The following is an 18,501-nucleotide window of genomic DNA, read 5'->3' on the forward strand; positions in this document are numbered from 1 at the left end:
AGGCCCTTTCATGACAGACCCCAACGACCTTTCCGCCCGCAATCTCGCGGCGGCGATCCGCAGTGGCCGGATGCGCGCGCAGGATGTGATCCGCAGCACGCTCGACCGTGTGGCGCGCGAGAACCCGGCGATCAACGCCATCGTGCAGGACTGCGGCGCAGACGCCATGCGCGAGGCCGAGGCGCTGGATGCGCGCATCGCGGCGGGCGAGACGGTGGGGGCGCTCGCCGGTGTGCCGGTCACGGTGAAGGTGATCGCCGACCAGAAGGGCTATGCCACCACCAATGGCACCACGCTGGCCAAGGATCTGATCGCCACCGAGGACGCGGGCTTTCTGCGCAACATGCGGGCGCAGGACGCGATTGTCATCGGGCGCACCAACTGCCCGGCGTTCTCGTATCGCTGGTTCAGTTCGAACAACCTGCATGGCACCACCAGCAACCCGCACAACCCGGCGCTGACGCCGGGCGGCTCATCCGGCGGGGCCGGGGCGGCGACGGCGGCGGGGCTGGGGCATATCGCCCATGGCACCGATATTGCGGGCTCGATCCGCTACCCGGCCTATGCCTGCGGTGTGCAGGGGCTGCGCCCGACGCCGGGCCGAGTGCCCGCGCAGAACAACACCGGGCCCGACCGCGCCATCGGCCCTCAGTTGATGGCCGTCGCAGGGCCGCTCGCACGGCGGGTGGATGATCTGCGGCTGGGGCTCGAGGCTATGTCCGGCTACGCGCCCGACGACGCGTGGAGCACGCCGATGCCGTTGACCGGGCCGAACCTGCCGCGCCGCGTCGCGCTGGTGAAACGGCCCGGCGGCATCGATACCGATCCGCGCATCATCGCCGATCTCGAACGCGCCGCCGCGATCCTCCGCGCTGCGGGTTGGCAGGTGGACGAGCCCACCGAGGTGCCCGACATCCGTGAGGCGGTGGATGTGCAGATCGACCTTTGGCTGTCGGACGCGCATTCGGACAAGCTGGCGGCGGCGAAACTCGAAGGCGATCCCGGTGCCATCGCGCTGCTCAGCTTCTACGAGGAACGCGCCAAGGCGATTGACGTGGCCAGGTTCAGCGCGCTGTTCACCCGCCGCTCGCGGCTGATCCGGGCGTGGCGCGCGTTCCTCGTCGATTATCCGATCGTGCTGATGCCGGTCTCGTCGGAACTGCCTTTCGCGCAGGATGAGGACCTGAACGGCCCCGAGGCCATCGCCCGGCTATGGGAGGCGCAGGTGCCGCAGATCGGCATTCCGGTTCTGGGGCTTCCGGCGGTCTCGATCTGCTCGGGGGTCGAGGCGGGCGTGCCCTGCGGTGTGCAGCTTGTGGCGCCGCCGTGGCGCGAGGATATCTGCCTCGAAGCTGGCGAGGTGTTGGAGGCGGCTTTCGGTCTGCATCCCCCGGCGTGACGGTTCACCATCCGCCATGCAAAAGCGCCGGCCCCGCAAAGGGCCGGCGTTGTCATTTTGCGCGCAGGCCAGCCCCGGGGAGAGCCAACCCGCGCGGGTCCGGTCACTGTCCGTAGACCAGATCCACCAGCGAGAGAGACACAGCCGGCACATAGGTGACGAGCAGCAGCACCAGCACCAGAACCCCCACGAAAGGCAGGTTGGCGATGGAGGTGCGCCACACGTCGGTGCGCGCGATCGAACAGGAGGTGATCAATACGCTCGCAACCGGCGGCGTCTGCTGGCCAAGGGCGATGTTCAGCGTCAGCAGAATACCGAACTGGATGGGGTTGATCCCGAGCTCATGCACCAGCGGCATGAAGATCGGCACCGTCAGGATGATCGCCGCCGCGCCATGCAGCACCATGCCCACAAAGAGCAGGAAGAGGTTGATGATCATCAGCACGGCAAACGGGTTGGTGGTGATCTGGGTGATGCCCGCGGCCAGCCGCTGCGGCATCTCGGTCTCAGTCAGGTAGAGCCCCAGCACCGCCGAGGCGGCGACCATCAGCATCACCACAGAGGTCTGCAGCACTCCGTCCACCAGCGCCTGATAGAGATGGCGCAGGTCGATCTCGCGGTAGATGAAGACCCCGATGAAGAGCGCCGCCACCACCGCCAGCGCCGCGCCTTCGGTCGCCGTCACCACGCCGCCGAAGATGCCGCCGAGGATCACCACCGGCAGGATCAGCGCCCAGGACGCCTCTTTCCCGGTCTCGGCAAGACGGCGCAGCGAGAAGGCCTCGTCGCGTGGCAGGTCGTAGCGCCGGGCCATGTAGTAGCAGAGCGCCATCAGCAGCCCTCCGCCCAGCACGCCGGGCACGATGCCCGCGACGAAGAGCTTGACCACCGAGGTGTCGGACATGGCGCCGTAAAGGATCATCGGGATCGACGGCGGGATGATGATTGCCAGCGAGGCTGAAGACGAGGTGATCGCCGCCGCGAGCCGCGGCTGATAGCCCTTTTCCTTCATCGCCGGGATCAGCACCGATCCGGTCGCGGCCACATCGGCCACGGCGGAGCCGGAGATCTCGGCAAAGAACATCGACACGCCGACGTTGACCATCGCCAGCCCGCCGCGCACGAAGCCGATCAGCGCCGAGACGAAGGCGATGAGCCTCGTCGAGATGCCGCCCGTGTTCATCAGCGCGCCTGCGAGGATGAACAGCGGAATGGCGATCAGCGGAAAGCTGGTGGCTCCGTCATAGAGCGACAGCGCGGCGTTGAGAAAGCCAAGCTCGCCATTGAGCAGATAGACGCCCAAGAGTGCCGATCCGAGGATCGAGAAGGCGATGGGCATGCCGACGGCGATCAGCACGAACATGAACAGCAGAATGCCGGCTTCGATCATTGCGTGGCCTCCCGGGGCGCGGAATGGGGGGGATGGGCGCGGGCCTGTGCCAGTTCGGCCTCGGCGCGGGCGATCTCATGCTCGATCTCGGCGGTATCGGGATCGACGCCGTCGCGGACCGCTTGCAGCCGCTGCGGCAGCGTCAGGAGCCGCCCGACGAACATCAGGGCAAAGCTCACCGGCAGCACGCCTTGCAGCACGGCGCGGGGCACGAAGCGCACCGTGGTCATCACCTCGTCGCCGAAGATCTCGAGGATCGCCCAACCCGCCCATGTGACGATGGCACAGATGGTCAGGAACAGCAGCTCGACAATGCCGAAGAGCACGAAGCGCCCAAGGCCGGGCAGGCCGAACATCAGCCCGTTGAACCCCATGTGCGAGTTGCGCACCACGGCCAGCGCGGCCCCGGTGAAAGTGATCCATGCGAGCAGCGCGGCGGCCACTTCGTCGTACCAGATCAGCGACTGGCCGGTGTAGCGATAGGCGACGCCGAGCAGCACCACGAGAGCCAGCACGACGATCATCGCGATCGTGGCGATCTGCAGGGCGCGATCAAGCCAGCGGATGGAACGGGACAGCACGTTTGCCTCCGTATGAATTGGGGGGATGGGGCGGCGCGGTCAGGGCCGCGCCGCCGGGATGGCTCAGGACCCCGAGCCGTTTGCCAGCGAGAGCGCCTTGTCGATCATCTCTTGCCCGCCATCAACTTCGGCGGCGAACTTTTCGTAGATCGGCTTGGAGGCTTCGACGAAGGCGTCGCGGTCGGTCTTGTTGACCTTGAGGCCACCCTCTTCGAGCTTGCCCACGAGTTCCTCATCCTGCGCCGCACCGGTCTCGCGCGCCCAGAAGGCGACTTCCTTGGCGGTCTCCTCGATGATCTGCTGCACCTCGGGGTCGAGCTTTTCAAAGGCCTTGATGCCGACCGTCGGATAGGCGGGCGAATAAACGTGGCCCGAGAGCGAGAGATACTCCTGCACCTCGTTGAGCTTGCCGCCGTAGATGTTGGTCATCGGGTTTTCCTGCCCGTCGACCACGCCGGTCTGCAGCGCCACGAACAGCTCCGAGAAGGGCATCGGCGTCGGGTTGGCGCCGTATTCCTTGAACATCGCCACGCGCCAGCTGGAATTCGGCGTGCGGATCTTCAGCCCCTGAAGATCGGCGGGCGTGGTCACCGGATGCTTGGAGTTGGTGATCTGGCGAAAGCCGTTCTCCCAGATCGCCAGCGGCTTGTAGCCCTTGGCCTCGGCGGCGGGCAGCAGCACGCTGTCAAACAGCGCCTCGTCGATCTTCGCCAAGTGCGCGCGGTCGGCCACGAGGAAGGGCAGATCGAACAGCGCGTATTCCGGCGCGATCTCGGGCATGGTCGAGCTGGGCAGGGTGATGTGCATCGTGCCCAGCTTGATCTTCTGCAGCATGTCCTTGTCTTTGCCCAGCTGCGAGCTGTCAAAGACCTTCACCACCGCTTTGTCGCCGAGTTTCTCGTTGGCGCGGCGGGCAAATTCCTCGGCGGATTGATCCTGCAGCGAGCCGTCTGCGGCGCTGATCCCAAAGATGATCTCGGTTTGCGCCAGCGCGGGTGCGGCCTGTAGCGTCGCTGCGACGGCTCCGATCAGTGCGATATGCTTGAGTTCCAAGTGTGTCTCCTCCCTGAGTGCTTGGTCCTGTTGGTGGGGGTGGGCTCAGCCGGCCAGAACCTCCGGTTCGGTGAGCGCCGCGATGGCCCCGGCCGCATGCGTGCGGTCCTCCTCCGTGGCCGGCGGCCGGGGCTGCAGCCCGGCCAGTTTCCGGCCGAGAGCGATTGCATTGAAGGTGGCGCCGGTGTCGGCGCAGCCCTTGCCCGCGATGTCGAAGGCGGTGCCATGCGCCGGGGTCACGATCGGGAACGGGTAGCCCGCGATCAGCGTCACCCCCCGGTCGAAGCCGATCAGCTTCATCGCGATCTGTCCCTGATCGTGATACATGGTCATCACCGCGTCGAACTCTCCCCCCTTGATGGCCCGCACAAAGACGGTATCCGAGGGCACGGGGCCGGTCACGTTAATCCCTTGGGATTTGGCGATTTCGATGGCGGGGGCGATCACCTCGTCATCCTCATGGCCGAAATTTCCGCCATCCCCGGCATGGGGGTTGAGCGCCGCGACGCCAATGCGCGGGTTTGGAATGCCCGCGGCAGTCATCACCTCGGCGGTGAGTTTCAGGCTGTTGGCCACGCGCTCGGTGGTGATCGTGGCCGCCACCTTGCTCAGCGGGATATGCGAGGTCACCCGGGCGTTCCACACTTCGTCGAGCACGTTGAACTCGCGGCCCGATTGCTCGGACTCGATCACCGCGTCGACAAAGCCGATCTCGTCCACATAGCTGGAGCGCGCGAGGCGCATGGAGTGTTTGTTAAACGGGGTGAAGGCGACCACGCCCGCGATCCCGGCCTTGCCGAGCAGCAGCGCCGTGGCGAAATTCTGCAGCGAGGCGCGGCCCCCGGCGTCCGAGGATTTGCCCGGCGGCACCGTGGCTGGATCGCAATTGTGCAGGTCGAGCAGCAGCGCGCCTTCGGGCAGCGGCTTTGCGAGGTCGGCGGTGGAGATCACCGGCAGGTCAACCTTCACTCCGGCGATCTGTGCGCCTTTCGCCAGCAGGCGTGCATCCCCGATGACGATCAGATCGCCAAGGTTCGCCTGCGCATCCGCCACGATCTTCGCAGCCAGTTCAGGCCCGATCCCGGCGGCATCCCCGATCGCCAATGCCACTCGCATATTCGATTCTCCTCCACATGTATTTTGTATATTTTGTGTTCCAATACGGTATCGCGTGGCAAGGAAAATCTTGCTAACCTAGGCGAAACAGTCACTGCGGAGGTGTCATGGACCTGTCTTCAGCTTCGGCCATGCCATTGCAAATCAAGAAGGAATCCCTTCACGATCAGGTCGCGAACCGGATCCGGGACCTGATCATCGAAGGCCATCTCGAGCCGGGAAGCCGGATCGATGAGGTGCAACTGCTCGAACAACTGGGGGTGTCACGCACCCCATTTCGCGAGGCGTTGCGCACTCTGGCCGCCGAAGGGCTGATCGTCATCCAGCCCTCGCGCGGGGCTACGGTGCGCAAACTCTCGCCGCAGGATGTGTTCTCGATGCTCGAAGTGCTGGGCCATCTGGAGAAACTGGCCGGCCAGACCGCCTGCGAACGGGCCAGCGACGAAGACATCGCCGGAATGCGCGCGCTGCACGAAGAGATGCTGGCGCATTACCGCAAGCGCGATCGGCTGCCCTACTACAAGCTCAATCAGGAGTTTCATTCGCGGCTGGCGGCGCTGTCGGACAATGAGACGCTGCAGGAGATACAGCAGAACATTCAGGGGCGGCTGAAACGCATCCGCTTTGTCGGCAATGGCACCGAGACGTTCTGGGCCGATGCGGTGGGCGAGCATGAGGAGATGATCGCCGCCTTGGAAGCGCGCGATGGTGCGCGGCTCGGCGATGTGATGTCGCGCCATCTCACCAACACTTGGGACCGGGTGAAAGAGACGCTCTGAGCCGCCGGGGCGGCCACGATCCCCAGGACTGCAAAAGGGCGCGGCAGGAGTGCCGGGCCCTTCGTTTGTTGTCCTCAGTTCTTCGGCGGCGACGGCATGTCGCCACCGGGTCCGCCGGGGCCGCCTTCACCACCCATGGGCGGCGCGGCCATCGTGCTCTTCTCGGCGTCGAAATCGACCGGGATGGTCAGCGTGCCGGTGTAGCCATCCGAAACGCTGCCGCTCATCGCCAGCGTCTGCTGTTCGATCTCGGCATCGGTGTTGTCGCCGAACACGTTGTCGCTGGGGATGGTGATCCGGCCAAGGTTGCGGGTGCCGTTGGAATAGCGCGCGTCTTGCTCGTAGATCTTGGCGGCCTCGTCGTCCGGCAGGGCGATCTGCGCGGTCAGCACCGGCTCGGCTCCGCTCACAGCGGCCTCGGGGGACTCAAAGATCTCGAAGTGAATGTGCGGCCAGCGCCCGTCGTAGCAGCCCGGCACGATGGTGGTGAACTTCACCTTGCCCTCGTCATCGGCGACGCCGACGCCGCGCAGATAGTTCGCCTCGGGCGTGTCATATAGCGAGTAGAGCCCCGTCGTGTCGCAATGCCAGACGTAGATCGCGTGCCCGGCGAGCGGCGTGCAGCCGTCGGCATCGACCAAGGTCAATTCCAGATCCAGCTGCAGACCATCGGCCTCGGCGGTCATTTCGCCGAACGAGGGGCGCAGGTCTTCGCGGATGACGCCTTCTTGGGTCAGCGCGTTCACCACCGATCCATCGCGGCTGTTGCTGCCATCGGCGGGGTAGGGGCCAGCGGTCTCCCACGGCAGTGCCACGCATTGCGCCGCCAGCGCAGGCAGACCGGATGCCGAAGCAAGGCCGACACCGCCGAGAATGCTGAGAAGTTTGCGGCGGCCGATCATCCGCGGCAGATCGTGAGAGAAGCCGAGATCATGGTCATCGTGGTCGTGGCTATGCGTCATGTCTGAAACTTTCGCTTGTTCTTGGTCTTGTCACCTAGAGGTATTCCACGCGCGGGGCGCGGAGTTCCGTCGCAGAAAGTTTTGCGTCTGACGATTTCGTGAGCCGTGGCAGGGGATTGGCGTCGCGAACGATGCTCGGTCAGGTTTTCACCAGCCGGTAAATCGCCGGGATCACCAGAACCGTCAGCGCGGTCGAGGTCAGCAGTCCGAAGAGCAGCGAAATCGCCAGACCTTGAAAGATCGGGTCCATCAGGATCACCGCCGCGCCGATCATCGCCGCCAGCGCGGTCAGCAGGATCGGCTTGAAGCGCGTCGCGCCCGCCTCGATCAGCGTTTCCACGTCGAGCGGTCTTTCTGGGTTCGAGTGGCGGATGAAGTCCACCAGCAGGATCGAGTTGCGCACGATGATGCCTGCCAGCGCGATGAAGCCGATCATCGAGGGCGCCGAGAAGGGTGCCCCGAAGAGCCAGTGCCCGAACATGATGCCGAGGAAAGTCAGCGGCACCGGCGTCAGGATCACCAGCGGCAGGCGGAAGCTGCCGAACTGCGCCACCACAAGGATGTAGATCCCCAAGAGTGCCACGGCAAAGGCCGCGCCCATATCGCGGAAGGTGACCCATGTGACCTCCCATTCGCCGTCCCACAGGATGCTCGGTACTGAGGTGTCCTGCGGCTGGCCGTGCATTGAGATGGTTGGCTGTTCACCCTCGGGCCAGTTGAGCCCATCCAAGATATCCGCCGATGCGAGCATGCCGTAGAGCGGCGACTCGAACTCGCCCGCCATCTCGCCCATGACCATGATCGTCTCGATGCCGTTGTGGCGGAAGATCGGGTAGGAGGTGAGCTCGTCCTGCAGGGTGACCACATCGCCCAGTTCCACCACGCCGCGCCCGCCGGGCAAGGCGTCTGCCGGGACGGGCGTCGAGAGCGCGGTGGCGTCCATCACTCGGTCGGAGCGGTCCCGTGACAGCACGATGGGAATAGGCCGCCGATCGCCGCCGCGGTGCGAATAGCCCACGGTTCCCTCGCCGTAGAGCAGCGAGAGCGTATCCAGTGCGTCGGATTCCTCTACCTTGTAGAAATCCAGCGCCGAAGGATCGAGCACCACCCGGCGGCGCGGGGCCTGCACGCCGTAATTGTCGTCGACATCGACCACATAAGGGATCTCGTCGAATGCGGCGCGCACGCGCTCGGCGACCATGCGGCGGGTCTCGGCGTCCGGGCCGTAGACCTCTGCCATGAGCGTCGAGATCACCGGCGGGCCGGGGGGCGGCTCGACGGCTTTCAGCACCGTGCCCTCGGGCAGGTTGAGCGTGGTCAGTTTCTCGCGCAGGTCGAGCGCGATCTCATGGCTGGTGCGGTCGCGCTCGGCCTTTGCGGCGAGGTTGATCTGCACGTCCCCCATTTCGGGCATTTGCCGCAGGTAGTAGTGCCGCACCAGCCCGTTGAAGTTGAAGGCCGAGGCGGTGCCCGCATGGGTTTGGGCCGAGATCGCCTCGGGCAGTGAAAGCGCCACACGCGCCACTTGCTGTGCCACGGCAGCCGTCGTTTCCAGCGCGCTGCCCTCGGGCAGGTCGATGACCACCGAAAGCTCGGACTTATTGTCGAAGGGCAGCAGCTTGACCGTCACGTCGCGGGTGTAGAGCGCGGCGAGCGAGCCGAAGGAGAGCACCGCGACCACGAGCAGGAAGAGCGCCGAGACGGATTTGCGTGCCAGCAGGGGGCGCGCGACGGCGGCATAGACGCGTCCCAGTGCCCCGCCCGCCGCGCCGTGCTCGGCACCGTGGTGGAGCGGCGCGCGGCCCGCGATTTTCAGCATCAGCCACGGCGTGATGATCACCGCGACAAAGAAGGAAAAGATCATCGCTGCCGAGGCATTGGCGGGAATAGGGCTCATGTAGGGGCCCATGAGGCCCGACACGAACAGCATGGGCAGCAGCGCCACCACCACCGTCAGCGTCGCCACGATGGTTGGGTTGCCAACCTCTGCCACCGCCGCGACGGTGGCGCCAAAGCGGCTCTGGCCCTCGCGCTTCATCGCCCAGTGGCGGGCGATGTTCTCGATCACCACGATGGCGTCATCGACGAGGATGCCGATCGAGAAGATCAGCGCGAACAGCGACACGCGGTTCAGCGTATAGCCCATGATCCATGCGGCGAAGAGCGTCAGAAGGATCGTCACCGGGATCACGATCGCCACCACGATGGCCTCGCGCCAGCCGATGGCAAAGAGCACGAGGATGACGATGGAAATGGTCGCCAGCCCGAGGTGGAAGAGCAACTCGTTGGCCTTCTCATCGGCGGTCTCGCCATAGTCACGGGTGATCTCGACCTCGATGGAGGAGGGGATGATCTCGCCCTCCATCGCCTCGATCCGGTGCAGGATTTCCTCGGCCACGATCACCGCATTGGCCCCGGCGCGCTTGGCCAGCGCCAGCGTCACCGCGGGGCGACTCTCAAGGCCCTCCGGTCCGTGGGTGGCGGTACTGACATAGTCCGAGCCGGTGTCGGTCTCGAGCGTCAACTCGGCCACGTCGCGCAGGTAGACGGTGCGCCCGTCGCGGGCGGTCAGCTCGAGGTTGCCGATTTCCTCGGCGGTGGTCAGGGTCTCGCCCACAACCAGCCCGACCTGCCTGCCGCCCTCGCGCAGGGTGCCGAGCGGCAGCGAGGTGTTGGCGCCCTCGATCTTGGCCCAAAGCTGCTGCAGGGTGATCCCGTAGAGCGCCAGCCGCGCCGGGTCTGGGTTCACGCGCAGCTGCGGTTCGGTGCCGCCGATGACATAGGTGAGGCCCACATCCTCGATCGCCGCCAGCCGCGCCTCGACCTCGCGCGCGACGCGGGTCAGGTCGGCGGGGGTGACCCCGGTCTGCCCCGCGGCAGGCGAGAGGGTGAGCGCCACGATGGCCACGTCATTGATGCCGCGCCCGACGATCAGCGGCTCGGGGATGCCCACCGGGATGCGGTCCATATTGGCGAGAATGCGGTCGCGCACCCGCAGGATCGCGGTGTCGGACGAGACGCCGACGTCAAAGCGCGCGGTGACCATGACCGCATCGTCGCGGGTCTCGGAATAGACGTGTTCGACCTCGTCGATGCCCTTGACGATGGTCTCCAAGGGCTCGGTCACCAGTTTCACGGCGTCGCCTGCGCGCAGCCCGTTGGCCTGCACATGGATGTCGACCAGCGGCACGGAAATCTGCGGCTCCTCCTCGCGCGGCAGGGCGGCGAGGGCGATGAGCCCCACCGCCAGCGAGGCGATCAGGAAGAGCGGTGTGAGCGGAGAGTTCAGGAAGGCGTGGGTGAGGTGTCCGGCCAGACCGAGGGCCCCGCTGGGCCCGGTGTCATGATCACTCATCGGACAGAAGCACCGTTTCGCCGGATTCGAGCCCGGTCAGGATTTCGCGCCAAGGGGCACCGTCGCGGATCATTTCTCGGCCCGGCACCACGATCCGCTGCACCGGCCCGTCAGTGGTCTCCAAGGTCACCATGTCGAGCCCGCCGCCCCGCGACAGCGCCCGTTCCGGGACAAGGATCGCGTCCTGCGTGCCGACCGGCAACCGCACTGGCAGGCGCAGGCCCACGTAGCGCTCTTCGAGCCCGCCCACTTCCACATCCGCCTGCAGCCGCCCGCCTTCGATCTGCGGGTAGAGCTTGGCAATCGTGCCTTCGCCGCTGTCCATCTCGATCTTGTCGCCCTCCGCCAGAGATTGCGCAAAGCGTTCCGGCACCGAGAGCCGCAGGAACGCGCCGCCGCTGCCGATCAGGGCAACGGTCTCGCCCTGCGCAATGAAGGACCCGCGCGACACCGGGACCGACAGCACGATGCCCGCCTCCGGAGCGGTGACGCCGCCTTCCTCGATCTGCCGCTGGATCACCCGGCGCTGCGCTTCGGTCGCGGTGATCTGATTGCTCAGCACATCGACCGAGGTTTGCAGCGCATCAAGCCGCTGCGCCGAGATCGTGCCGCTTTGCTGCAGGGTCTTGCCGCGGTCGAGATCGGCCTGCGCATTGCTCAGCTGCGCGCGCAATGCTTCCGCCTGCGCGTTGAGCGCGTCGATCTGCACGCCGAGTTTCTCATCCTCGATGGTGGCGACGATCTGCCCGGTCTCGACGTGATCGCCCTCGGTCACCGACAGGTCCACCAGCGTGCCAGCGATACGGGCCCGCGCCGGAAGCTGGTTGCGGGTCTCGACCTCGCCATAGACCGGCTTCCATTCGGTGATGGTCTCGGGGGTCGCCACATAGGGTTCGGGGGGCGCACCGGTCTCGGCCAGCGCGGCGCTGGCGGCGGTGAGCAGGAAAATCGGTAGGACGGAAAATCGCATGGCAGCCCCTCGTGGTCAGGTGGCGATCCTGAGTATTCATATTCTTCAACGTGAATATGAAGGAAGTTCCAGTGATATCTTACCGTTTCGGCTTGGAGGTCCCTTGATTTGGGTCAAGTGAGGTGAGGCCAATCGGCGTAGGGCAGCTCGGGTGCTTTTTTACATCCGAACTGCCCCTCATCGACCCGCAGAGATACATCTCTGGCGCGCCGAAATATGCCGCGCGGTCAGAGGTCTCGCGCGATCCGCAGCGCGTCGTAAATCGCCGCATGGGTGTTGCGCGCGGCCACAGCATCTCCGATGCGGAACAGGCGGAACCCGCCGCCGGGATTGCGCTCGACGCTCTGCACGGCGCCAGTGGAAAGCGCCTCGTAATCGACCTCGCCGAGATTGCGCGACAGCGGCTTCAGCGCGAAATAGAGCTCGTCGAGCGGGCGGGTGCCATGGTTGACCACAATCTGATCGACCTGCCGCTCGCGCGTCACATCGCCATAGTCCGAGCCCAGAACGGCGCGCAGTTGATTGCCGTCGCGGGACACCGAGCGCAGCCGCCACGTGACGGTGAAGGTGGTGTCGCGGGTCTGCAGGGCGCGCATGTAGGGCACGAGGTTCATCGCCATGACCTCTGGCGCGAAGGCGCGGTCGGGGGTGACGATCTCGACCCGCGCGCCGGTGGCAGAGATCACATCGGCGGCCTGCAGCCCCGCGTGATCGCCCGCGTCGTCGTAGACCAGCACGTTCTGGCCGGGTTTGACGTCGCCCGACAGGATGTCCCATGCCGAGACCACCAGATCGTTGCCGCCGGTCAGCACCTCGGTATGCGGCAGCCCGCCGGTGGCGATGATCACCTCGTCAGGTGCCGTGTCCAGAACGTCAGCTTCATCCGCGAAGGCGTTGAAGCGGAAGGAAACCCCGCGTTTTTCGCATTGCTCGAAACGCCATGCGATGATCGATGACATCTCGCGCCGCCGCTCCTGCAACGCGGTGAGGCGGATCTGCCCGCCGGGCTGGTCCGCCGCCTCGAAGACGGTCACCGCATGGCCGCGCTCGGCGGCGACGCGGGCGGCCTCCATGCCTGCCGGTCCGGCGCCGACGATGGTCACGCGCTTCGGTGCCTCGGCCTTGGCGATGGCGTGGGGCATTTCGATCTCGCGCCCGGTCGAGGGGTTGTGCAGGCACAGCGCCATGCCGCCCTGATAGATGCGGTCGAGGCAGTAGTTGGCACCGACGCAGGGGCGGATGTCGTCTTCGCGGCCTTGGGTGAGTTTGCGCACCAGATGCGGGTCGGCCATATGGGCGCGGGTCATGCCGACCATATCGAGCTTGCCGCTGGCGATGGCGTGGCGCGCGGTGGCGACATCGGGGATTTTGGCGGCATGGAAGGTGGGGAAATTCGTCGCGGCGCGGATCTCTCCGGCGAAATCGAGATGCGGTGCGCCGGCCATGCCCTGAATGGGGATCAGATCGGTGAGGCCTGGATCGGTGTCGATATGGCCGCGCACCACGTTGAGGAAATCGACCAGCCCCGAGTCCTTCAGCTTCTGCGAGATCGCCAGACCCTCCTCGCGGCCGGTGCCGCCAGGCAGGCACTCGTCGCCGGTGTAGCGCACGCCGACGATGAACTCTTCGCCGCAGCGCTTGCGGATGGCGCGCAGCACGTCAAAGCCGAAGCGCAGACGGTTGTCGAGATCGCCGCCGTAGGGCGCATCGAGATCATTTGTCAGCGGCGACCAGAACTGATCCATCAGGTGGCCGTAGGCTTCAAGCTCGATGCCGTCGAGTCCGGCGGTCTGCATGCGCTCTGCGGCTTCGGCGTAATCCTCGATCACCCGCGCGATATCCCAGTCTTCCATCTTCTTGGGGAAGGCGCGATGCGCGGGCTCGCGTTCGTATCCGGGCGAGATCACCGGCAGCCAGTCGCCCTTGTCCCAGCGGGTGCGGCGGCCAAGGTGGGTGAGCTGGATCATCACCGCGCAGCCCTCGTCGTGGCACTCCTGCGCCAGCTTGCTCATCCATCCGACCACTTCGTCTTTCCACGCGAGGACGTTGTTGAACACCGGCGGGCTGTCGCGCGAGACCGAGGCCGAGCCCGCGGTCATGGTCAGCGCAACTCCGGCCTTGGCGCGCTCCACATGGTAGGCGCGGTAGCGGTCCTTGGGCATGCCGTCCTCGGGGTAGGCGGGCTCGTGGCTGGTGATCATGATGCGGTTTTTCAGCGTCAGATGCTTGAGCTGATAGGGCTGCAAAAGCGGATCGTTCGACATGCGTGGTGCCTTCTGCGGATAGGGTGCCTGCGCGTCAGAATTCCAAAATGTGCACACCTGTCAAGAAATAGTTCACCACTGACCGTGGCGACGGTGAGTAAATCTGGACAGTAGTGCACATTTTGTAGACAAGGGGGTAGGCAAGGGGGCACCGACCATCAAGGCGCAGGACATGACCGAGAATTCTTCGACCGACCGCGGCTGGCGCGGATCGCAGGACGTCTGGCTGGACGCGGCCTATGCGGCGCTTGTAGAGAAGGGCGTCGATGCGGTGAAGATTCTGCCGCTGGCCAATGCGCTGCAGCTGTCGCGGACGAGTTTCTACTGGTTCTTCAAGGATCGAAAACAGCTGCTGAGCATGTTGCTCGACCGTTGGGAGGCCAGCACCACCGGCGCGTTGGTGGCGGCCAGCCGGGATTATGCGGCCACTGAGACCGAGGCGATGCTGAATGTCATCAGCACCTTCCTGTCGGATGAGCTTTTCGACACCAAGCTCGAGATCGCCGTGCGGGCCTGGGCACAGCAGGATCCGCAGGTTCTGGAGCGGCTGCAGAGCGCCGATGCCGAGCGGCTGGCGGCGCTGCGCGAGATGCTGGAACGCTGGGGGCACGGGGCCGAGGATGCCGACGTGCGGGCGCGGACCATCTATCTTGTGCAGGTCGGCTATATCTCGATGCGGGTGGAAGAGCCGCTGGCGGAACGTCTGGAACGCTTTCCGAGCTACGTGGAAATCTACACGGGAAAGCGCCCGCCGCAACAGGAGATGGAACGGTTCATGGCGCGGATCGGCTATCGCGGCGCGGCGTCCTGACCGTTTTGAATGGGGGGCACCGCGCGCATTTGGCGCGCGGCGCGTGATGTGCAGGCTCAGCCCAGAACGCTGGTGATGGCGTCCTTGGTGACCGAGACGATCTTGTCGGCTTCCTCGGTGGTCAGGCAGAGCGGCGGCGCGAAGCCGAGAATGTCGCCCTGCGGCATGGCGCGCGCGATCACCCCGCGTTCGAGCATCGCGGCGACGACCTTGGCGCCCTTGCCCTCGGAGGCGTCAAAGAACTTGCGCCCGTCACGCTCGGCCACCAGTTCCACCGCACAGAGCATGCCCTCGCCGCGCACTTCGCCGACGTTGACGTGCGCGCCCACCGCCTCGCGCATGGTGTTCACCAGATAGGCACCGGTCTTGGCGGCATTGTCGACCAGCCCCAGCTTGTCGATCAGTTCGAGGTTGGCGATGCCCGCCGCCGCGCCGATCGGGTGAGCCGAATAGGTCCAGCCGTGGCCCAGCACGCCATATTCGTCGGTGCCCTGGCACAGCACGTCCCACATGCGCTGGCCGACGATCGAGGCCGAAAGCGGCGCGTAAGCCGAAGTGAGGCCCTTGGCGGAGGTGATCAAGTCGGGCTTTACGCCGTAGTGGTCCGAGCCGAACATCGAGCCGAGCCGCCCGAAGCCGGTCACCACCTCGTCGACCACAAGCAGGATGTCGTGCTTGTCGAGCACCTTCTGGATCGCGGGCCAGTAGCCCTCGGGCGGGGGCACGATGCCGCCGGTGCCCAGTACCGGCTCGCCGATGAAGGCGGCGATGGTGTCGGCGCCCTCGCGCTCGATCAGCGCTTCCAGTTCGGCGACGCAATGGGCGGTGAAGTCGGCCTCGGACATTTTCAGGTCGGGGCGGCGGTAATAATAGGGTGCCTCGGTGTGGATCACCTGCGCCAGCGGCAGGTCGAACTTCTTGTGGAACAGCTCGAGCCCGGTCAGCGAGCCAGTCATCAGCCCCGAGCCATGATAGCCCCGCCAGCGCGAGATGATCTTCTTCTTCTCGGGACGGCCAAGGATGTTGTTGTAGTACCAGATCAGCTTGATGTTGGTCTCATTGGCGTCCGAGCCGCCGAGGCCGAAGTAGACCCGCGCCATATTCTCGGGCGCGCGATCCATGACCATCTTCGACAGGGTGATCGAGGCTTCGGAGCCGTGGCCTGCGTAGGCATGGTAATAGGCCAGCTCATGCGCCTGCTTGGCGATTGCCTCGGAGATCTCGGTGCGGCCATAGCCGACGTTGACGCAGTAGAGCCCGGCAAAGCCGTCGAGCAGGCGATTGCCGTCGCGGTCGGTGATATGCACGCCGCTGCCGCCGGTGACGATGCGCTGCGGGCCTTCGCCGCGCGCGAACTGGCCGAGGTTGGTCGAAGGGTGGAAGAAGCTCTCGCGGTCCCATTTGGCGAGTTGGTCGTTGGTCAGCATGTCATCTCCTTATGTGTCCTGTCGGGTTGCCGCAGGGATTGGTCGCGCGGGATCAGCCCCAATCGCGGCAGACGTATTTGATGTCGGTGAAGGCCTCGAGGCCCTGACGGGCGCCCTCGCGGCCGAGCCCGGATTGCTTGGTGCCGCCGAAGGGGATCGGCGCGCCGGTGACCTTGGTGCGGTTGACCGCGACCATGCCGAACTGCAGCGCGCGGGTCAGGCGGTAGATGCGGCGCGGGTCTTGGCTGTGGACGTAGGCGACCAGCCCGTATTCGGTGGCATTGGCGCGGGCGATCACCTCTGCCTCGTCATCAAAGACGGTGAGCGGCGCGACCGGGCCAAAGGTTTCCTCGGACATGATCGCGGCCTCGTCCGGCACGTCGGCCAGCACGGTGGGCTTGTAGAAGAGCTTGCCGAGGTCTTCCTCCACGCCGCCGCCGGTGAGCAGCTTTGCGCCCTTGGCGATGGCGTCATCCACATGCGCCTGCTGCTTGTCGATGGCGCGCTCGTGGATCAGCGGGCCGATGTCGGGATCATCCATGCCGCGCCCGAGGGTCAGCGCCTCGACCGCCTTGGTGAACTTGGCGCAGAATTCCTCATAGACGGGCCGCTGGATGTAGAAGCGGTTGGCGCCGAGACAGTCCTGCCCCGAGGTGGCGAATTTGGCCTTGATCGCCTCGGTCACCGCGCGGTCGATGTCGGCGCTTTTGAAGACGATGAAGGGCGCGTGGCCGCCCAGTTCCATCACCAGCCGTTTCACCGTATCCGCCGACTGGCGGTAGAGCAGGCGGCCCACCTCGGTGGAGCCGGTGAAGGACAGCGCCCGCACCCGTTTGTCCGAAGTCCATTCACCGACAATGGCGGCGGCATCGCCGACCACGGTGTTGACCACGCCTTCGGGGAAACCGGCGCGGCGGGCGAGTTCCGCCAGCGCCAGCGCCGACAGCGGCGTCTCGGCGGAGGGATGGATCACCACGGTGCAGCCAGCGGCCAGAGCGGCGGCGGCTTTGCGGGTGATCATCGCCGAGGGGAAATTCCACGGGGTGATCAGCGCCGCTACACCCACCGGCTCGCGCCAAAGCTCCATCTCGGCGTCGGGCAGATGGCTGGTGACGCCTTCGATGTTCGGGCGCAGCGCCTCTTCGGCGTAGAACTGCACGAAGCTGGCGGCGTAATCGATCTCGCCCCGCGCCTCGCTGATCGGCTTGCCCTGCTCGGCGACCATGATGCGCGAGAGATCCTCTTTCGCCTCCATGATCAGCGCGTGCCAGCGGTGCAGGATCGCCGCGCGGTCCTGCGGCAGCGTGGTGGCCCAGCCGTCGAAGGCGGCATGGGCGGCGTCCACCGCCTGCCCCGCGCCGCGCGCGTCGCTGATCGCGACCTGCGCCACCAGCGTGCCGGTGGCGGGGTCGCGGACCGCGAGGCGGCCTTCGCTTGCAAAGTCGCCGCTGCCGGGCAGCAGGCCCGGATCGGTAAGTCCGAAAGTCGGTCTGTTCGACAGATCGCTCATGCTTGCGCACCTCCTTGTTGCGACAAGCATGAGGGCGAAAGCAGAGAGATTTCTCGGGAAGTTTCCTGTCGGGCAAGAAATTTTCTCTGCCTTTGGGGGCTCGGGCAGAGAAACTCTCTGGCAGCGGGCGGGACTAGCCGCGCAGCAGCCCGAGCGCGGGCGGATCGCTCTTCACCGGCTTGGTGACGATATAGCTGTAATAGCGCCGGACCCCGGCGCGGCTTTCCAGCAGCCCGTCCATCATGTCCTGAAAGGCAGCCACATCGGTCGTGACCACCTGCATCAGATAGTCATAGCCGCCGCCGATAGCCCAGCAGCCGGTGATCTCATCCATCCGCGCCACGGTGCGCTCGAACAGCTGGAAGCTTTCGGCGCGGTGGCTGTCGAGCTCGACCGTGACGAAGACCTGCACATGCGGTCCAAGCGCGGCGAGGTCGATCTCGGCGCGATAGCCGGTGATCAGCCCGGCCTTCTCGAGCCGCTTCATCCGCTCCCAGCAGGGGGTGGGTGACAGGTTCACCCGCGCCGCCAGTTCCGTCTTGGCGATGCGGCCTTCGCGGCTGAGCGTGGCGAGAATGGCGATATCTCGGGTGTCGAGGCGGGTGGAGTCCATCCCTCGCTTGTTCCGGCGATCCGGCGTTTTGTCAATCTTTGCCGGGGCAGGGGATGCGGGGTGCACAGTTGTCGGGCGTCGCCGGTCGCGACCAAAGCCGCCCCGGTCCACAACGCTGGACATCGAGAAACCTCTGGGCGACGGTCGCCCTCACCGGGCTCGCCAGCGCCGAGCCGGTCCGAACCATCGCGCGACCGCGCAACTGCAACCGATGCGTCCGCCGCATTGTCCAAAGAGGTCTGAATGCCCGAACTTCAAAGAACCCCAGAGC

At 65.8% G+C, this 18,501-nt stretch carries 15 protein-coding genes (1 of these 15 only partly in view); 4 read left to right on the top strand and 11 right to left on the bottom strand.

Annotation, left to right across the window (positions count from 1 at the left end; translation table 11 throughout):
* Positions 1-10: 10 nt before the first annotated feature.
* Positions 11-1,399, top strand: coding sequence for an amidase family protein (locus AYJ57_RS18760; RefSeq protein WP_066109595.1), 1,389 nt, complete (start codon positions 11-13; stop codon positions 1,397-1,399).
* Positions 1,400-1,502: 103 nt separating this feature from the next.
* Here AYJ57_RS18760 and AYJ57_RS18765 read toward each other — a convergent pair whose 3' ends face one another.
* The 4 genes from AYJ57_RS18765 to AYJ57_RS18780 all read right to left on the bottom strand — a co-directional run bounded on the left by AYJ57_RS18765 (position 1,503) and on the right by AYJ57_RS18780 (position 5,539).
* A complete protein-coding gene (locus tag AYJ57_RS18765; RefSeq protein WP_066109598.1) occupies positions 1,503-2,789 on the bottom strand; it encodes a TRAP transporter large permease in 1,287 nt (428 codons plus the stop codon).
* Entirely contained in the window at positions 2,786-3,370 is a 585-nt protein-coding gene (locus tag AYJ57_RS18770) for a TRAP transporter small permease (protein WP_217621121.1), read from the bottom strand. Before AYJ57_RS18770 ends, AYJ57_RS18765 begins: the two co-directional genes overlap by 4 nt.
* A gap of 63 nt (positions 3,371-3,433) precedes the next feature.
* The gene (locus tag AYJ57_RS18775) at positions 3,434-4,423 is read right to left on the bottom strand and encodes a TRAP transporter substrate-binding protein (protein WP_066109600.1); all 990 of its coding nucleotides are present in this window, start codon (positions 4,421-4,423) and stop codon (positions 3,434-3,436) included.
* 45 nt (positions 4,424-4,468) lie between these two features.
* On the bottom strand, positions 4,469-5,539 hold the full coding sequence (locus AYJ57_RS18780) for a 4-hydroxythreonine-4-phosphate dehydrogenase PdxA (protein ID WP_066109603.1): 1,071 nt from the start codon (positions 5,537-5,539) through the stop codon (positions 4,469-4,471).
* A gap of 107 nt (positions 5,540-5,646) precedes the next feature.
* Here AYJ57_RS18780 and AYJ57_RS18785 point away from each other — a divergent pair, with 107 nt between their 5' ends.
* Positions 5,647-6,318: a GntR family transcriptional regulator gene (locus AYJ57_RS18785; RefSeq protein ID WP_066109606.1), complete on the top strand. Its 672-nt coding sequence runs from the start codon at positions 5,647-5,649 to the stop codon at positions 6,316-6,318.
* Positions 6,319-6,392: 74 nt separating this feature from the next.
* On the opposite strand, the gene AYJ57_RS18790 is transcribed toward AYJ57_RS18785, so the two are convergent.
* The 4 genes from AYJ57_RS18790 to hpbA all read right to left on the bottom strand — a co-directional run bounded on the left by AYJ57_RS18790 (position 6,393) and on the right by hpbA (position 13,869).
* Positions 6,393-7,280, bottom strand: coding sequence for a dioxygenase family protein (locus AYJ57_RS18790; RefSeq protein WP_066109610.1), 888 nt, complete (start codon positions 7,278-7,280; stop codon positions 6,393-6,395).
* A 139-nt stretch (positions 7,281-7,419) separates the two neighbouring features.
* A complete protein-coding gene (locus tag AYJ57_RS18795; protein ID WP_066109613.1) occupies positions 7,420-10,635 on the bottom strand; it encodes an efflux RND transporter permease subunit in 3,216 nt (1,071 codons plus the stop codon).
* Complete coding sequence (locus tag AYJ57_RS18800) at positions 10,628-11,605, bottom strand: efflux RND transporter periplasmic adaptor subunit (RefSeq protein WP_066109616.1); 978 nt, start codon at positions 11,603-11,605, stop codon at positions 10,628-10,630. Before AYJ57_RS18800 ends, AYJ57_RS18795 begins: the two co-directional genes overlap by 8 nt.
* 227 nt (positions 11,606-11,832) lie before the next feature.
* A complete protein-coding gene (gene hpbA, locus AYJ57_RS18805) occupies positions 11,833-13,869 on the bottom strand; it encodes an N-methyl-L-proline N-demethylase HpbA (RefSeq protein ID WP_066109619.1) in 2,037 nt (678 codons plus the stop codon).
* Positions 13,870-14,041: 172 nt separating this feature from the next.
* Here hpbA and AYJ57_RS18810 point away from each other — a divergent pair, with 172 nt between their 5' ends.
* Positions 14,042-14,680, top strand: coding sequence for a TetR/AcrR family transcriptional regulator (locus AYJ57_RS18810; protein WP_066109623.1), 639 nt, complete (start codon positions 14,042-14,044; stop codon positions 14,678-14,680).
* Between the two features lie 56 nt (positions 14,681-14,736).
* Here AYJ57_RS18810 and AYJ57_RS18815 read toward each other — a convergent pair whose 3' ends face one another.
* The 3 genes from AYJ57_RS18815 to AYJ57_RS18825 all read right to left on the bottom strand — a co-directional run bounded on the left by AYJ57_RS18815 (position 14,737) and on the right by AYJ57_RS18825 (position 18,230).
* Complete coding sequence (locus AYJ57_RS18815; protein WP_066109626.1) at positions 14,737-16,107, bottom strand: aspartate aminotransferase family protein; 1,371 nt, start codon at positions 16,105-16,107, stop codon at positions 14,737-14,739.
* A 52-nt stretch (positions 16,108-16,159) separates the two neighbouring features.
* Positions 16,160-17,617, bottom strand: a complete 1,458-nt coding sequence (locus AYJ57_RS18820; RefSeq protein WP_066109629.1) for an NAD-dependent succinate-semialdehyde dehydrogenase — start codon at positions 17,615-17,617, stop codon at positions 16,160-16,162.
* Between the two features lie 133 nt (positions 17,618-17,750).
* Positions 17,751-18,230, bottom strand: a complete 480-nt coding sequence (locus tag AYJ57_RS18825; RefSeq protein WP_066109633.1) for an Lrp/AsnC family transcriptional regulator — start codon at positions 18,228-18,230, stop codon at positions 17,751-17,753.
* A gap of 243 nt (positions 18,231-18,473) precedes the next feature.
* On the opposite strand from AYJ57_RS18825, the gene doeA reads away from it, so the two are divergent.
* Positions 18,474-18,501, top strand: partial view of an ectoine hydrolase DoeA gene (gene doeA, locus AYJ57_RS18830; RefSeq protein ID WP_066109636.1) — the 5' portion only. Its footprint extends 1,169 nt past the window's final position; only the first 28 of its 1,197 coding nucleotides appear in the window; the start codon lies at positions 18,474-18,476; the stop codon falls past the right edge of the window.

It is taken from the genome of Salipiger sp. CCB-MM3 (assembly GCF_001687105.1).
Taxonomy (GTDB): domain Bacteria; phylum Pseudomonadota; class Alphaproteobacteria; order Rhodobacterales; family Rhodobacteraceae; genus Salipiger.

Bases quoted from the DNA above. Each gene is read 5' to 3' on its own strand.
- AYJ57_RS18765 (WP_066109598.1), bottom strand. From the start codon at position 2,789: ATGATCGAAGCCGGCATTCTGCTGTTCATGTTCGTGCTGATCGCCGTC.
- AYJ57_RS18815 (WP_066109626.1), bottom strand. From the start codon at position 16,107: ATGCTGACCAACGACCAACTCGCCAAATGGGACCGCGAGAGCTTCTTC.
- AYJ57_RS18785 (WP_066109606.1), top strand. From the start codon at position 5,647: ATGGACCTGTCTTCAGCTTCGGCCATGCCATTGCAAATCAAGAAGGAA.
- AYJ57_RS18810 (WP_066109623.1), top strand. From the start codon at position 14,042: ATGACCGAGAATTCTTCGACCGACCGCGGCTGGCGCGGATCGCAGGAC.
- AYJ57_RS18800 (WP_066109616.1), bottom strand. From the start codon at position 11,605: ATGCGATTTTCCGTCCTACCGATTTTCCTGCTCACCGCCGCCAGCGCC.
- AYJ57_RS18820 (WP_066109629.1), bottom strand. From the start codon at position 17,617: ATGAGCGATCTGTCGAACAGACCGACTTTCGGACTTACCGATCCGGGC.
- AYJ57_RS18790 (WP_066109610.1), bottom strand. From the start codon at position 7,280: ATGACGCATAGCCACGACCACGATGACCATGATCTCGGCTTCTCTCAC.
- AYJ57_RS18825 (WP_066109633.1), bottom strand. From the start codon at position 18,230: ATGGACTCCACCCGCCTCGACACCCGAGATATCGCCATTCTCGCCACG.
- AYJ57_RS18760 (WP_066109595.1), top strand. From the start codon at position 11: ATGACAGACCCCAACGACCTTTCCGCCCGCAATCTCGCGGCGGCGATC.
- hpbA (WP_066109619.1), bottom strand. From the start codon at position 13,869: ATGTCGAACGATCCGCTTTTGCAGCCCTATCAGCTCAAGCATCTGACG.
- AYJ57_RS18780 (WP_066109603.1), bottom strand. From the start codon at position 5,539: ATGCGAGTGGCATTGGCGATCGGGGATGCCGCCGGGATCGGGCCTGAA.
- AYJ57_RS18795 (WP_066109613.1), bottom strand. From the start codon at position 10,635: ATGAGTGATCATGACACCGGGCCCAGCGGGGCCCTCGGTCTGGCCGGA.